The sequence below is a fragment of the Saccharopolyspora hirsuta genome, from assembly GCF_008630535.1.
GTDB lineage: Bacteria > Actinomycetota > Actinomycetes > Mycobacteriales > Pseudonocardiaceae > Saccharopolyspora > Saccharopolyspora hirsuta.
Map to the genome: position 1 here is coordinate 101,322 of NZ_VWPH01000013.1, position 14,554 is coordinate 115,875.

Consider the following 14,554-nt stretch of genomic DNA (forward strand, 5'->3'; position numbering starts at 1 on the left):
GTCGGCCGTGCGCGGAGATCGCAGTTTCAATTGAAACTGCGGGGTGTCAGGACGTCCGGCGGTGGCGCCAGGCCCAGAGGGCGGCGCCGACGGCGAAGCAGGCCAGGCCTGCGAGGACCGAGGTCCAGGGCAGGGCGAAGGCGAGGACCGCGCAGCCCGCGAGGCCGAGGGCCGGGAGGGCGCGGGGGAACCAGCGCTGCGAGGGCGGCAGGGTGAGCGCCGAAGCGTTGGCGATCGCGTAGTAGACCAGCACCCCGAACGACGAGAAGCCGATCGCGCCGCGCAGGTCCGCGACCAGCACGAGCACCACCACCGCCGCGACGATCAGCAGTTCCGCGCGGTGCGGGGTGGCGAAGCGCGGGTGGATCGCGGCCAGCGGTGCGGGCAGGTCGTGCTCCCTGGCCATCGCCAGCGTCGTCCGGCCGACCCCGGCGAGCAGCGCGAGCAGCGCACCGAGCGCCGCCACCCCGGCGCCGACCACGGCGAACGGCGCGAGCTGCGGCAGGTCGCCCGCGCGCACCGCGTCGGCCAGCGGGGCCGACGACGTCGCGAGATCCGGGCCGAGCGCCACCAGCAGCGTGATCCCCACCGCGAAGTACAGGCACACCACGATCCCGAGCGCGATCGGGATCGCGCGGGGGATCGTGCGCTGCGGATCGCGGACCTCCTCGCCGAGCGTCGCGATGCGGGCGTAGCCCGCGAAGGCGAAGAAGAGCAGGCCGGAGGCCTGCAGCACGCCCAGCGGCGCAGGCGGCAGCGCCGAGGCGGGAGCCGAGGCGCCGCCGAGCCACACCGCGACCAGCGAAGCTGCGAGCGCGGCGAGCGTCAGCGCGAGCAGGATGCGAGCGAGCTTCGCGGTGCGCGTGATGCCGACGTAGTTCACCGCGCCCAGAGCCGCGGCGAACGCCGCGGCGGCGGGCTCGGCGTGGGCGGGGAGGAGGTACTCGGCGGCGGTCAGGGCCATCGCCGCGCAGGAGGCCGTCTTGCCGATCACGAAGCCCCAGCCCGCGAGGAAGCCCCAGAACGGGCCGAGGCGTTCGCGGCCGTAGACGTAGGTTCCGCCCGCTGCCGGGTGTTGCGCGGCCAGGGCTGCGGAGCTGGTCGCGTTGCAGAACGCGATGATCGCCGCCAGCAGCAGGCTGATCAGCAGCGCCGAGCCCGCCGCTGCCGCTGCTGGGGCGAAGGCGCTGAACAGGCCCGCTCCGATCATGGAGCCGAGGCCGATCACCACGGCGTCGGCGGTGGTCAGCCGTCGGTGGAGTGGGGGCACGCGGTGGTCCTCGCTTCCGGGCGGGTCGCAGCAACCTTCGGCCACCGGGCGCGAGCACCGCAAGCGCGGCGGGGTGAGGATTCCCCGGCACTCTTCCCGCGTCATCGGGCGGGAAGCTGGGTAACGTCGGTGGCGTGCAGCTGACTTGGCGAAATGGACTGGACAGCAGGGAAGCGGCCGAGGTCATGGGCCTGCTCGAGAAGACCGAGGAGGCCGACGGGGTGGCCCCGGTCGGCGAGCACGTGATCCTGCGCTTGAAGGCGCACCGCGACGTCATCCACCAGATCGAGCCGGTGCAGGCCGACGTGCGCTCCGAGCACTTCGTGCTGCGGGACGCGGGCAGCAGCCTCATCGGGTACGCGCACCTGGACACCGAGCACGAGAAGACCTCCGGTCAGCTGGTCGCCGAGCTCGCGGTGCACCCGGACCACCGCCGCAAGGGGGCGGGCGCGCGCCTGGTCGAGGCGCTGCTGGACCGCGCCGAGCTCTCCCTCGAACCCGCCCCGGACACCGCCCGGCTGCGGATCTGGTCGCACGGCGAGCACCCGGGCGCGGTGCGGCTGGCCGAGCGGTACGGGTTCAGCCGCCCGCGCGAGCTGTGGCGGATGGGCCGGGACCTGGCCGAGCCGGAGCTGCCGGAGGTCGAGCTGCGGGAGGGCGTGCACCTGCGCACCTTCCGGCCGGACCGCGACGAGGCCGCCGTGGTGGCGGTCAACCACCGGGCGTTCTCCTGGCACCCCGAGCAGGGCGGCATGACCGAGCAGGACCTGCGGATGAAGGAGCGCGAGGACTGGTTCGACCCGGCCGGGTTCTTCCTGGCCGTGGACGACCGCGACGAGCTGCTCGGATTCCACTGGACGAAGGTGCACCCGGACGGGACGGGTGAGGTCTACGTCGTCGGGGTGGACCCGGACGCGCAAGGCGGCGGGCTGGGCCGGTCACTCACAGTGGCCGGATTGCGACACCTGAGCGACACTGGCTGCCGCCAGGTGATGCTCTACGTCGAGGCGGACAACGCCCCGGCCGTCAAGGTGTACCAGCGATTGGGGTTCGCGAAATGGGATGTGGACGTGCAATTCGGACGCTGACCGTCCCGTGCTGTGCGTCACGAACACAACCCGGATTCGCGCCTTTGTTCCCCCGAAGGTATGTGCGTCTGCTTACTAAGCGTGCCTTGTTCACCTCTCGTTCACCTGAATGGCGAGGGCCGTCCACCACGGCTCCTTAACGTCCCTGGCGAGCGGCACAGAGCACGGGCCGAACGGGGCTCGGCCGCACATCCGCAGGTCTTTCCGAGTGGAGGAACGAAGTGAAGATCAAGCGGCACAGCGCTGCGTTCGCCGTTCTCGCCGCGGGCGCGCTCGTGCTCGCCGGCTGCGGCTCCGACCAGAACACCCCGCAGGGGGGCGGCAACCCGGCGCTGGACTCGCTGCAGCTCGAGTGCGGCACCAAGCCGGTCTCCGGTGAGGGCTCCTCGGCGCAGAAGAACGCGGTCGACGTCTTCGCTCGCGACTACGGGCTCAAGTGCCAGGGGCAGAACGTCAACTACACCAAGTCCGGTTCCGGCAAGGGCGTCGCCGCCTTCACCGCGGGCCAGGTCGACTTCGGTGGTTCCGACTCGCCGCTGAACGAGGAGAAGGGCGAGGTCGCCAAGGCCGCCGAGCGCTGCCAGGGCAACCCGGCCTGGAACCTCCCGATGGTCTTCGGCCCGGTCGCCATCGCCTACAACCTGGAGGGCGTCAACGACCTGACCCTGAACGCCGACGTGATCGGCAAGATCTACCAGGGCCAGATCAAGAAGTGGGACGACCCGGCGATCAAGGCGCTGAACCCGAACGCGCAGCTGCCGTCCACCGACATCGTGCCGTTCTTCCGCTCGGACGAGTCGGGCACCACCGAGAACTTCCAGAAGTACCTGGCCACCGCCACCAGCGGCGCGTGGACCGGCAAGGGCAAGACCTTCCAGGGCGGTCCGGGCGTCGGCCAGGGCCGCGAGGGCAGCGACCAGGTCTCGCAGTCGGTGAAGGCCACCCCGGGCGCCATCACCTACGTCGAGTGGTCGTTCGCCAAGAACCTCCAGCTGGGCCAGGCCAAGATCGACAGCGGCGCCGGTCCGGTCGAGCTGACCACCGAGAACGTCGGCAAGGCGATCGACGGCGCCCAGATCGAGGGCGAGGGCCACGACCTGCGCGTCAACCTGGAGTCGATCTACGGCAACAAGCAGCCGGGCGTCTACCCGATCGTGCTGAACACCTACGAGATCGTCTGCTCGAAGGGCTACGACCCGGAGACCGCGAAGGCGGTCAAGGCGTTCCTGACGGTCGCGGCCAACGCCGACCCGCAGCAGCTGCAGGACGCGGGCTACGTGCCGCTGCCCGAGGGCTTCAAGTCCAAGGTCACCGAGGCCGTCAACGCCATCTCCTGAGTAACCCGGGTCGCACCCAGCCTGGGCGAACAACGGGTCGAATCTACGAAGTGAGAGGCTGCAAGCAGCAGTGACCGACTCGACGAGAGCCGACCTGCGCCCCGCGGACACCGAGACCGGTGCCCCGCGGGGCGCTTCGGCGCCTAGTTCCGGACCGGAGGCTCCCATTTCCGCTCCCGACACCTCCGCGGGCAAGACGCACCGCCTCGGCGACCGGGTGTTCTCCTCGATCGCCACCGCCTCCGGCGCCTTCGTGGTCGCCCTGATCGCGGCCATCGCGATCTTCCTGCTGATCCGGGCGGTCCCCTCGCTGCAGGTCAACGAGGGGAACTTCCTGTTCAGCCGGGAGTGGGACACCCGCGACCCGAACAACCTCAAGTTCGGCATCCTCGACCTGGCCTGGGTGACGGTGGCGAGCTCGCTGGTCGCGCTGATCATCGCGATGCCGCTCTCCTGCGGGATCGCGCTGTTCCTCACCCGCTACGCCCCGCGCAGCCTGGCCCGGCCGTTCGCCTACATCGTCGACCTGCTGGCCGCGGTGCCGTCGGTCGTCTACGGCCTGTGGGGCTTCCTGGTCCTCGGGCCGGTGCTGCGGCCGGTGGCCCTGTGGCTGAACGAGTACCTCGGCTGGATCCCGATCTTCGCCGAGGGCAACGTGCGCCCGATGGGCCTGGGCACGGACATCTTCACCGCGGGGATCGTGCTCGCCGTGATGATCATCCCGACGATCACCGGCGTGACCCGCGAGGTCTTCTCCCGGACCCCCAACCAGCAGATCGAGGGCGCGCTCGCGCTCGGCGCCACCCAGTGGGAGGTCGTGCGGACCACGGTGTGGCCGTTCGGCCGCAACGGCTTCATCGGCGGTTCGATGCTGGGCCTGGGGCGCGCCCTGGGCGAGACGATGGCGCTGACCATCATCCTCAGCTCCACCACGGCCCCGCCCGGCTACAGCATCTTCGACGCCGGTGCCACCTTCGCCTCCAAGATCGCGCTCGGCTCCGCGGAGTTCAACAACAACATGCAGGTGGGCGCCTACATCTCGGCCGGGCTGGTGCTGTTCATCATCACCTTCGCCGTCAACGCGATCGCGCGCTGGATCGAGAGCGCCAGCGGTAAGGGGAAAGCATGAGGACCGACACCGCTGACGTGGAGCAGCTGGCCACGCCACCGGCGTTCCAGCGGATCAGCTTCGCGCGCAAGTTCAAGAACAACCTGGCCACCACGCTGTTCGGCGCGGCGTTCGTGATCGCCGTGATCCCGCTGCTGTGGGTGCTGTGGACGCTGCTGGAGCGCGGCCTCAAGCCGGTGCTCAGCGCGGACTGGTGGACGCACTCGTTCAACGGCCTGCTGCCCAACGACTTCGGCGGCGGCATCTACCACGCGCTGGTCGGCACCCTGCTCGAAGGCCTGGTCTGCCTGGTCATCTCGGTGCCGCTGGGCATCATGGTGGGCGTCTACCTGGTCGAGTACGGGCGGCAGTCGAAGTTCGCGAAGGTCGCCACCTTCATGGTGGACATCCTCAGCGGTCTGCCGTCGATCGTGGCCGGTCTGTTCATCTACGCGCTGTGGATCACCACCCTCGGCTTCACCCGCAGCGGCTTCGCGGTGGCGCTGGCCCTGCTGCTGCTGATGATCCCGGTGGTCGTCCGGGTCACCGAGACGATGCTGCTGATCGTCCCGGACGAGCTGCGCGAGGCGGCGTACGCGCTCGGCCTGCCGAAGTGGAAGACGATCATGAAGATCGTGCTGCCCACGGCGCTGTCCGGCATCCTGACCGGTGTGATGCTCGGCCTGGCCCGCGTGCTGGGCGAGACCGCACCGCTGCTGATCCTGGTGGGCTACTCGGCCTCGATCAACTTCAACCTGTTCCAGGGCGAGCTCGCGTCGCTGCCGCTGGCCATCTACATGGAGCGCAGCACCGGTACGCCGGCCGGTGACTACCGCATGTGGGGCGCCGCGCTGACCCTCGTGGTCGTCATCATGCTGATCAACCTCGTCGCGTCGCTGCTGTCGAAGCTGTTCGCGATCAAGACGAAGTAGGGACCGAAACATGGCCAAGCGTCTCGACATCAAGGACCTGAACCTGTACTACGGCAAGTTCCACGCCGTGCAGGACGTGACCCTGCAGGTGCCCGCCCGCAGCGTCACCGCGTTCATCGGCCCCTCCGGTTGCGGCAAGTCGACCGTGCTCCGGTCGCTGAACCGGATGCACGAGGTCATCCCGGGCACGCGCGTCGAGGGCAAGGTGATGCTCGACGGCGAGGACATCTACGCCAGCGACGTGGACCCGGTGCAGGTGCGCAAGACCATCGGCATGGTGTTCCAGCGGGCCAACCCGTTCCCGACGATGTCGATCCGGGACAACGTGGTGGCCGGGCTGAAGCTGGCCGGGGAGAAGAACAAGAAGAAGCTCGACGAGGTCGCCGAGCGCGCGCTGCGCGGCGCGAACCTGTGGGAGGAGGTCAAGGACCGGCTGAACAAGCCGGGCGGCGGCCTCTCCGGCGGTCAGCAGCAGCGCCTGTGCATCGCGCGGGCCATCGCGGTGCGCCCGGACGTCCTGCTGATGGACGAGCCGTGCTCGGCGCTGGACCCGATCTCCACGCTGGCGATCGAGGACCTGATCTCGAACCTCAAGCAGGACTACACGATCGTCATCGTCACCCACAACATGCAGCAGGCGGCGCGGGTGAGCGACCAGACGGCGTTCTTCAACCTGCGCGCGGTCGGCGAACCCGGCCAGCTGGTGGAGATCGACGAGACGGGCAAGATCTTCTCCAACCCGACTCAGAAGGCCACCGAGGACTACATCTCGGGTCGCTTCGGCTGATCCGGTCCGCGGCGAGGGGCGGCGATTTCGCGCGAAATCGCCGCCCCTTTCGCGTGTCCGGCGGCGGTTTCGCGCGAAACCGCTGCCGACCTCGGCCCGCTCAGCGGGGTGGTAGGCCGTGGCTGGGGTCTGCGACCGCTTGCTGGGCGGTGGGGAGCTCCGGTTGGCAGGACATCGGGTTCTCCAGGTCCGCGCACGGGCTGTGGCCGTGGGAGCGGACGATGTCCTTGCCCACCTGGTTGGTCAGGTAGCGGAGGAAGCTGGCGGCCAGGGAGTCCGGTCGGGGATCGCTGTAGGTGTAGCCGTACACCGTCTCCCAGAACGGGTAGGTGCCCTGGTCGGCGCCCTCCAGCGTTGCGGGCTGGCCGCCGATCCGCAGCTGGACCACGTCGTCGCGGCCGACCGCGGCCTGGGCCTCCGCGTAGCCGAGCGCGCCGGGCGTGGTCGCCACCTTCGCCAGCAGGGCCGCCGTGGAGTCCCGCTCGCACCGGGCGGGGGCCACTCCCGGGTCGAAGACCAGGCAGTCGTCGGAGGTGATGCGCGGCTCGCGCCCGGGCACGTCGTCGGACGGGTCCGGGTCGAGGACGTGCTTCTCGAAGGTCTTGCGGGTGCCGGAGTTGGAGTCCCGGCTCACCAGCCGGATCGGCAGGCCGGGCTTGCCGCCCACCTGGCCCCACTCGGTGATCTGCCCGGCGTAGATCATCCGGATCTGGTCCGCGGAGAGGTCCTGCACGGCCGCTTCCGGGTTGGCCACCACGCCGAAGAGGGAGAACGCCACCGGCTGGGGCAGCAGCAGCGGGTAGTCGCCGCTCTTCGGCCCGTCGGAGAAGGCGATGATCTCGGGGCTGCTGAAGTCCCCTTCGCCGGACTCGAACTCGGCCCGGTTCAGCTGGTTGCCCGCGTCGTTGAGCACCGACAGGCCCGCGCCGCTCCCGGTCGTGTTGACGTTGATCGTCGAGCCCGGGCAGGTCTTCTCGTACATCGCCTTCGCGTCCGCCAGGGCGGGCTGGAAGGCCGTAGAGCCGACCACGTCGAGCTGGCCCGTCGCGCAGTCCAGCGGGGCGGTGGACCGGTACTGCGAGACGACGTACTGCACGAGGATGATCGACACGAGGAAGGTGCTGAGCGCCACCACCAGCCGGACGGACAGCCGCTCGCTGCGGGTCTCCTTGAGGACCCCGAACGTGCCGACGTCCTTGCGCTTGCCCAGCAGACCGCCGTGGAACAGCCGGCGCGCCACCCCGCCCTTGATGCCGCCGATGACCTCCGGTTCCTTGATCAGCTCGGGCGAGTTGAGCGTTTCCGGGCGCCGGTCCAGCACCGCCAGGACCTTGTAGTGCTGGTAGGGGTTCAGCGACACGCGGGGCAGCTCGATGACGTCCTCGGCCACCCGGAGCCCGTTCTCCCGCGTGAAGTTCGGCGCCAGGCTCTCGTCGCTGAGCTCGGTGATCACCATCCCGGCGACCCGCCGCCCCGGGAACTTGACCCGGATGCCCACCGGGTCGTTGTTCGGGACGGCGTAGTCCTCCGGCGTGATGTTGGTGGTGCCGTAGTTCTCGACGCGCAGCAGCATGAACGACGGCGCCTTCAGCGGTTCGGCGTTCTCGCCGTGCACCAGGCGTTCCAGCGCCCCGGCGTCCGGGGACGAGAGGCCGGCGCCGCTGCCGCCGATGGTGTCCATCTGGATCCGGTAGCCGAGCCGCTTGCGACCGGCGATCGCGAACTCGTAGAGCCCGAGGAGGATCGGGACGAGCACGCCGAGCGCCGCCAGGACCAGGTTCCAGGAATCGCTGTCCGCCACGACCCGCTCCCCCTGCGCGCAGATCAACCGGGATGGCCAAATCTAGTGATTCCGAAGGGGTTTCGGGTTGTTTCGCGACGACCTGTCAGCTGCTGTTCACCGGGCGTTGGGTTGGTCGAGCAGACCGCTCGCCAGGGCCTGGACCGCTGCGGTGAACGACTTGCCCTCGCGCTGCACGTGCCGGATCAGGTCCGCGTGGAACGATCCCTGCGCCGCTTCGCGGAAGCCGGGGCCACCGAGCAACGACTCACCCGGAACGTCCTGGCAGCGATGAACGTTCGGTGGGAGGGCACCTCGTCAGCAGGTGCCCTCCCACCTCCGCTCACATCGCGGGGACCTTGTCGAGGAAGCCGTGGACGTGCTTGATGCGGCCCTCCGCGTCGAGGACCACCACGTCGAAGCCGACCACCACCGCTTCGCCGTCCACCGGGCCGAGCTCCCAGGTGAAGCGGGCGATGTCGTGGTGGGCGTCGAAGAGCTCGCCGGGGCGGAAGGCGAAGTCCGGGAACTGGTCCTGGACGGCGGCGATCGTCGCGTCGATCGCCTCGCGGCCCCGGACGTCGGCCAGCGGGTCGGTGTAGGTGCCCTCCGGCGCCCAGAGGGCGTCGACCGCGGCGCGGCGCTTGTCCGCGTCGCGCTCGTTCCAGGCGGCGATGTAGCGGTCGAGCAGTTCGGTCATCGGTTCTTCCTCCCGTGCTTCGGGTTCGGCAGTGCGGACAGCCTGCGGCGTCGAGGTCATCGCGTCGATTACCCGGGAGGTAATGGCGGTGGTGGCTACGGTCGTGGTGTGACGACGGTGGAACAGCGCCCGGTGGGCGCGCTGCTGCGGGAGTGGCGGGAGCGTCGGCGGTTGAGCCAGCTGCAGCTGTCGCTGGACGCCGACATCTCGGCCCGGCACCTGAGCTTCGTGGAGACCGGCCGGTCCAAGCCGACCCGGGAGATGATCCTGCGGCTCAGCGAGCAGCTCGACGTCCCGCTGCGGGAGCGCAACGGGCTGCTGCTGGCCGGGGGCTACGCGCCGGTCTACCCCGCGAGTTCGCTGGACGCGCCCGAGCTCGACGCGGTGCGCACGGCGCTGCGGCAGGTGCTGGTCGGGCACGAGCCGTACCCGGCGCTGGTCGTCGACCGGACCTGGCACCTGGTCGACGGCAACGAGGCCGTCCAGCTCCTCCTCGACGGCGCATCGCCGGACCTGCTGGCCCCACCGGTGAACGTGCTGCGGCTGAGCCTGCACCCGGAGGGCATTGCGCCGAACATCGCCAACCTCGGCGAATGGCGCGCCCACGTGCTCAGCAGGCTGCAGCGCCAGGCCGCCGCGACGGCGGACCCGGCGCTGCGCGAGCTCCACGCGGAACTCCGCGACTACCCGTGCGACCAGCCGGAACCCGAGGTGGAGCTCCCCGGTGCCGGTGACGTGGTGGTGCCGCTGCGCTTCCGCCGCGGCGGCGCGGTGCTGTCGTTCTTCAGCACCACGACGGTCTTCGGCACCCCGCTCGACGTCACCGTCGCGGAACTGGCGATCGAGTCCTTCTTCCCCGCCGACCAGGCCACGGCGGACCTCCTCCGCGCCCGCGCGGCGGACCGGTCCTGAGCCCGGCCTCGCGATTTCCATGGAAATCGGAGGTCCGATTTCCATTGAAATTGTTCATCCTGGCCGTGGACCGCAGCTGCGAAGGGCGACCGGCACCGATCGGCGAGGGTCGCATGCGCCGCAGGCGCATAGCCCACCCTCGCAACTCGCACCGCCGCGGGTTCTCAGCGTTCGCCTGGCGAGGACGGCCCAACTGCCGTGTATTGGCATACATAAAGTTGGGCACCCACAGCCAGGCGGGCGCTGAGGTTCCGCCACTTGCACCGCCACGCAGAACGAGGCTGGAAAAACCTCAATGAAATCGCGGAACTCAGGCGGCTGCGGACTCGTCGGCGATCGCGGAGATGAAGGCGCTGGAGTCCTTCGGGTTGAGGGCCCTGGTGCAGACCTGCTCGAAGGCCTTCAGGTAGTCCGCCGTGTCCGCCGCCTTGTCCAGGAAGCGGGAGTTCGCCGAGTCGCCGAGGTGCACCACCTGCGGGTCGGCCTCGTCCGGGAAGGAGAACACCGCGATCCGGTCGCCCATCAGCGGGTGGCCGCCCACCCGGAACGGCAGGACCTGGATCGTCACGTTGCGCCGGTAGCCGAGCAGCACGAGGTGCTCCAGCTGCTGGCGCATCACCCCGGGGCCGCCGACCGCGCGGCGCAGCGCCGACTCGTCCAGCACCGCCCACAGCTCCAGCGGCTGCTCGCCGAGCAGGCGCTGCTGGCGGGTCGAGATCACCGTGAGGCGCTCCTGCAGCTCCTCCGGGGTGTGCTCGTGCGCGTCCGTGGTCAGCAGTGCGCGGCTGTAGTCCGCGGTCTGCAGCAGCTCCGGCAGCGGGTCCGCGCCGTAGCAGCTCACCGCCTTCGCCGAGGTCTCCAGGCCGAGGTAGGTCTGCAGGCCCGGCCGCTGCGCGGTGCTCGGGTACTGCTGCCACCAGCCGCGCTGCTTGGAGTCCTGCGCGAGGTCCACCAGCGAGGCGAGCTGCTCGGTGCTCGCCCCGTAGAACTCGGCCATCAGCCGCACGTCCGAGGTGCGGACCGGGACCCGGCCGAGTTCGATCTGGCTGATCTTGCCCTGGGAGCAGTCCAGGTGGGCGGCGACCTCGCGGTGCGTGCGCCCCGCCGATTCGCGCAGCCGCCGCAGCTCGCTGCCCAGCCGTCGTCTGTGCACGGTCGGACTCTTACGCACCGCGCACCTCACCGACCGCGGTTCGGTACGTTCTCACCCGAACGAGGATCGCACACGCCGATCACAGCATCGAGTGCTGAGACCGACTATTAATACTTCGTTGGTCACAGCCCCGACGACCTGCGGGAACGGCTCAGCTGTTCGGCATCTTTCCGGTCACGATGAACACCACCCGGCGGGCCACCGACACCGCGTGGTCGGCGAAGCGCTCGTAGAACCGGCCGAGCAGCGTCACGTCCACCGCGGCGGCCACGCCGTGCGACCACTCCGGGCTCATCATCACGGTGAACAGGTGGCGGTGGAGGTCGTCCATCTCGTCGTCGTCCTCCTCCAGCCCGCGCGCCGCGTCGACGTCCTGGGTCTGGATGACGGTCCGGGCGCGCCCGGCGAGCTTGACCGCGATGCGGCCCATCTCGGCGAAGTACGGCTGCACGTCCGGCGGCAGGACCGCGTTGGGGTGGCGGCGGCGCGCGGTCTTGGCCACGTGCAGCGCCAGGTCGCCCATCCGCTCCAGGTCCTCGGCGGTGTGGATGGTGGAGATGACCGTCCGCAGGTCGCCGGCCACCGGGGCCTGCAGGGCGAGCAGCCCGAAGGCGTGCTCCTCGGCGCGCGCCCGCGCCTCGTCGACCTGCACGTCGTCCTCGATGACCTGTTCGGCCAGCTCCAGATCGGCCTCCAGGAGTGCCTTGGTGGCGCGCTCCATGGCGGTGCCGACCATGGTCGACATCGAAGCGAGTTCTTCGGCGAGCTCGCCGAGCTGTTCCTGGTAGACCTCACGCATGCTACCCAGGGTACTTCCAGCGGTAATCGGACAGAATGACCCGTGGTGAACCGGTGGTTAACACGCCATGAGTAATTTCTCGTCCGCGCTGCTGATCAGCCGCAGAGGTCGGTGCCCGCGTTCACCGTGGACAGGCCGGTCGGGACCGACGGCTCCTGAGGCTGGGTCGGGTCCGCCGGCTGCTGGTGGAAGCTCGCGCCGCCGCCGCTGGGCAGGTTCCCGGCCTGCTGGGGCTTGCCGTCGGGGTTGATCGGCTGGTCGTCGAGGATCGCCTGGAACAGCGCCCGGGCGTCCGCCTCGCGCAGCACCTCCATGCCCTCGTCGTTGGCGTAGCCGGTGGTGGGCACGGTGATGAAGGTGACCCGGCTGGGGTCCAGGCCCTGCAGCTGCTGGCCCAGGTCCATCAGCCGGTCGACGCCGATGTTCTCGCCGAAGGTGTTCGCGCTGACCGCCTTGACGAAGTTGCTCAGCTTGGCCGGGTCGAGCAGCACCTGGCCGGACATCGTCTTGCGCAGCAGCGCGGACAGGAACAGCTGTTGGCGCTGCATGCGGCCGTAGTCCGAGGTCGGGTCGCCCTCGACGTGCCGGGCGCGCACGTAGTTCAGCGCCTGGTCGCCGCTGATGGTGTGCTTGCCCGCCTCCGGGATCACGGTGCCGAGGGTGCTGTCGACGATCGGCTTCTCGGTGCAGATCTCTACGCCGTGCACCGCGTCCACCATCGACTTGAAGCCGTTGAAGTCGATGCCCAGGAAGCTGTCCACGCGCAGCCCGGAGATCTGCTGGATGACCTTGGTGGTGCACAGCGGGCCGCCCACCGCGTACGCCTCGTTGAGGCGGACGTCCTGCTGGGCCGGGGCCTGCTGACCGGTGTACTGGCCGGTCTTGGGGTCCCAGCGCTCGCAGGAGGGCATGTCGACCTGCAGGTCGCGGGGGAAGGACACCAGGACCACGCGGCTCCGGTCGGCCGGGATGTGCGCGATCATCGTGGTGTCCGAGCGGGCGCCCTGCGTCTCGTCCTCGGAGCCCACGCCGTCCTCGGGCTTCGCCCCGGCGCGGGTGTCCGAACCGACCAGCAGGAAGTTCTGATCGCCGGTCTGCTTGGCGACGTCCTTGATGGAGTCGGAGTTCGGGTCCAGCGCCGCGATGGACGACGGGCCCCAGAACGTGGTGGCGCCCCAGGCGATCCCCAGCGTCAGGAACACCGACAGCGAGGCGGCCACCGCGACCGCCATCACGATCAGGTTGGTGCGGCGCTTGCGCTGCTTCTTCTTCCACTCCATCCGGGACTGCCCGTCCCGTCCTTCGTGGAAGTCGAAGGGCATGTCGGTGCCGAGCTCGGGCTCCTTGCGCTTGCCGAGCAGCCAGGCGAACTTCTTGCGGCGCGCCTCCTCCTCGGCGGCGATCTCGTCGTGCACCGCGGAGAACCGGGCGAGGGTGGCGTCGATCTGCTTGATGTCGGCCTTGCGGTCCTCGTCGGCGTCCTCGTCGGACTCCAGGTCCTCGTCCAGCTCGTCGAACTCGTCGTCGTCGACCAGGTCGGACAGGTCGTCCGGGGCCGCGACGACGGCGGTCTCCTCGGCGGCGTTGGCCGGGGCGACGGGCTTGGCGATGGTGGTCTGCTGGTCCTCCGGGTTCAGCCGGGAGACCACCGAGGTCGCCTCGGCGCGCGGCGGCGCGGCCGGGACCGGCGCGTGCTGGGTGGTGGCCTCCAGGTCCTCGTTCACCGGGGGCGGGACCGGGCGGCTCGGCGCCGGGCGGCGCGTCCGGCGCGGCGGGCTGGCCGGGGCGTCCCCGCCCAGGGCCTGGTTGATCCGCGTGGCCTCGGCACCGCGAGTCGGCTCAGCACCGTTGCGGGGAGCAGCGGGCGGCTCGACGGGGGCGCCGTTGCGGCCGTTGAGCGGCGGCTCGATGGGCGCGCCGTTGCGGGGCGGTTCCGGGGGAACGTCCGGGCGTCCGCCGCGGGCGGCTGCGCCACCGGCGAAGGCGGCTGCAGCGCCGCCCGCCGGGCGGCGGCTCGGCGGGGGCGGGGTGTCCTGGCGTCGGCGGGGCTCACCAGCGGGCGGCTGCGGGGGACGCGCGCCAGCGGGCGGCGTCCAGCCGGGAGGCGTGCTGGGGCGGTTCGGGGGGGCCGGGCGGCGGCGCGGCGCGGCTTCCGGGGGGCGCGCGGCCGGTTCGGCCGGTTCCGGGGGCGCGGCCGGGCCGGGGGCGGGCTGCGGCGGGCGGGTGCGGCGCGGCTGCTGGGCCTGCGGGGGCTCCGGTTCGGCCGCGCGGCGGTGGGTGGAGCTGCCGGGGGCCTTGCCGTGCTTCGACAGCAGGTCTATGACGCGGGTGCCGCCGGTGCCGTCCTCGCTCAGCGCGCGGCGACGTCGACCGGTAGTGGCGGAGCCGCCGTCCGCGTCCGGGTCCGGGCGGGAACGCCGGTGCCCGACTTCGCCATGCCGGGGGTCTTGCGGCACGCGTTTTCCCTCCCACCTGCGAAAGCCAACGGTCTGCACGATGCCGACGCGCTCGATACCCCCCGACGTGTTTCGGACGGCGCCTCCGAGATAGTACGGCCGATCGCCCGAACTGACGATAGGACCGACAATTTCTTCACAATCAGTGCACGATCCCGCCTGGCACCTCGTCTATTTCGACCAACCGTGCTATGCCGTTTGACCGGCACAAATACGCTCGATCACACCCTGC

13 protein-coding genes are annotated in these 14,554 nt (G+C 70.5%); 6 read left to right on the forward strand and 7 right to left on the reverse strand.

What is annotated here, in order from left to right:
* Positions 1-46: 46 nt before the first annotated feature.
* Positions 47-1,270, reverse strand: a complete 1,224-nt coding sequence (locus F1721_RS26055) for an APC family permease (RefSeq protein WP_246155312.1) — start codon at positions 1,268-1,270, stop codon at positions 47-49.
* 134 nt (positions 1,271-1,404) lie between these two features.
* On the opposite strand from F1721_RS26055, the gene mshD reads away from it, so the two are divergent.
* The 5 genes from mshD (at position 1,405) to pstB (ending at position 6,522) form a co-directional block, all read left to right on the forward strand.
* A complete protein-coding gene (mshD, locus tag F1721_RS26060) occupies positions 1,405-2,358 on the forward strand; it encodes a mycothiol synthase (RefSeq protein ID WP_211840631.1) in 954 nt (317 codons plus the stop codon).
* Positions 2,359-2,579: 221 nt separating this feature from the next.
* Positions 2,580-3,695, forward strand: coding sequence for a phosphate ABC transporter substrate-binding protein PstS (gene pstS / locus F1721_RS26065; RefSeq protein WP_150069424.1), 1,116 nt, complete (start codon positions 2,580-2,582; stop codon positions 3,693-3,695).
* A gap of 166 nt (positions 3,696-3,861) precedes the next feature.
* Positions 3,862-4,824, forward strand: a complete 963-nt coding sequence (gene pstC, locus F1721_RS26070) for a phosphate ABC transporter permease subunit PstC (protein ID WP_246155321.1) — start codon at positions 3,862-3,864, stop codon at positions 4,822-4,824.
* Positions 4,821-5,735, forward strand: a complete 915-nt coding sequence (pstA, locus tag F1721_RS26075; RefSeq protein ID WP_150069426.1) for a phosphate ABC transporter permease PstA — start codon at positions 4,821-4,823, stop codon at positions 5,733-5,735. Before pstC ends, pstA begins: the two co-directional genes overlap by 4 nt.
* 10 nt (positions 5,736-5,745) lie before the next feature.
* On the forward strand, positions 5,746-6,522 hold the full coding sequence (pstB, locus tag F1721_RS26080; RefSeq protein WP_150069427.1) for a phosphate ABC transporter ATP-binding protein PstB: 777 nt from the start codon (positions 5,746-5,748) through the stop codon (positions 6,520-6,522).
* A gap of 100 nt (positions 6,523-6,622) precedes the next feature.
* Here pstB and F1721_RS26085 read toward each other — a convergent pair whose 3' ends face one another.
* The 3 genes from F1721_RS26085 to F1721_RS26090 all read right to left on the reverse strand — a co-directional run bounded on the left by F1721_RS26085 (position 6,623) and on the right by F1721_RS26090 (position 9,002).
* On the reverse strand, positions 6,623-8,323 hold the full coding sequence (locus tag F1721_RS26085; protein ID WP_150069428.1) for a PstS family phosphate ABC transporter substrate-binding protein: 1,701 nt from the start codon (positions 8,321-8,323) through the stop codon (positions 6,623-6,625).
* 96 nt (positions 8,324-8,419) lie between these two features.
* Positions 8,420-8,566: a hypothetical protein gene (locus tag F1721_RS34560; RefSeq protein WP_170301605.1), complete on the reverse strand. Its 147-nt coding sequence runs from the start codon at positions 8,564-8,566 to the stop codon at positions 8,420-8,422.
* Positions 8,567-8,645: 79 nt separating this feature from the next.
* A complete protein-coding gene (locus F1721_RS26090; protein ID WP_150069429.1) occupies positions 8,646-9,002 on the reverse strand; it encodes a nuclear transport factor 2 family protein in 357 nt (118 codons plus the stop codon).
* A 108-nt stretch (positions 9,003-9,110) separates the two neighbouring features.
* Between F1721_RS26090 and F1721_RS26095 the strand changes: the two genes are divergently transcribed.
* A complete protein-coding gene (locus F1721_RS26095) occupies positions 9,111-9,914 on the forward strand; it encodes a helix-turn-helix domain-containing protein (protein ID WP_170301606.1) in 804 nt (267 codons plus the stop codon).
* 310 nt (positions 9,915-10,224) lie between these two features.
* Here the strand turns inward: F1721_RS26095 and F1721_RS26100 are convergent, their stop codons facing one another.
* From F1721_RS26100 to F1721_RS26110, 3 genes are all read right to left on the reverse strand, one after another.
* Positions 10,225-11,067, reverse strand: a complete 843-nt coding sequence (locus F1721_RS26100; RefSeq protein WP_150069430.1) for a helix-turn-helix domain-containing protein — start codon at positions 11,065-11,067, stop codon at positions 10,225-10,227.
* 151 nt (positions 11,068-11,218) lie between these two features.
* Positions 11,219-11,866, reverse strand: a complete 648-nt coding sequence (gene phoU, locus F1721_RS26105) for a phosphate signaling complex protein PhoU (protein ID WP_150069431.1) — start codon at positions 11,864-11,866, stop codon at positions 11,219-11,221.
* 95 nt (positions 11,867-11,961) lie between these two features.
* The gene (locus F1721_RS26110) at positions 11,962-14,322 is read right to left on the reverse strand and encodes an LCP family protein (RefSeq protein WP_246155313.1); all 2,361 of its coding nucleotides are present in this window, start codon (positions 14,320-14,322) and stop codon (positions 11,962-11,964) included.
* Between the last annotated feature and the right edge of the window lie 232 nt (positions 14,323-14,554).

What these genes read in the sequence shown, in the direction of transcription:
- pstA (WP_150069426.1), top strand. Translation starts at nt 4,821, where the DNA reads ATGAGGACCGACACCGCTGACGTGGAGCAGCTGGCCACGCCACCGGCG.
- F1721_RS26090 (WP_150069429.1), bottom strand. Translation starts at nt 9,002, where the DNA reads ATGACCGAACTGCTCGACCGCTACATCGCCGCCTGGAACGAGCGCGAC.
- pstB (WP_150069427.1), top strand. Translation starts at nt 5,746, where the DNA reads ATGGCCAAGCGTCTCGACATCAAGGACCTGAACCTGTACTACGGCAAG.
- phoU (WP_150069431.1), bottom strand. Translation starts at nt 11,866, where the DNA reads ATGCGTGAGGTCTACCAGGAACAGCTCGGCGAGCTCGCCGAAGAACTC.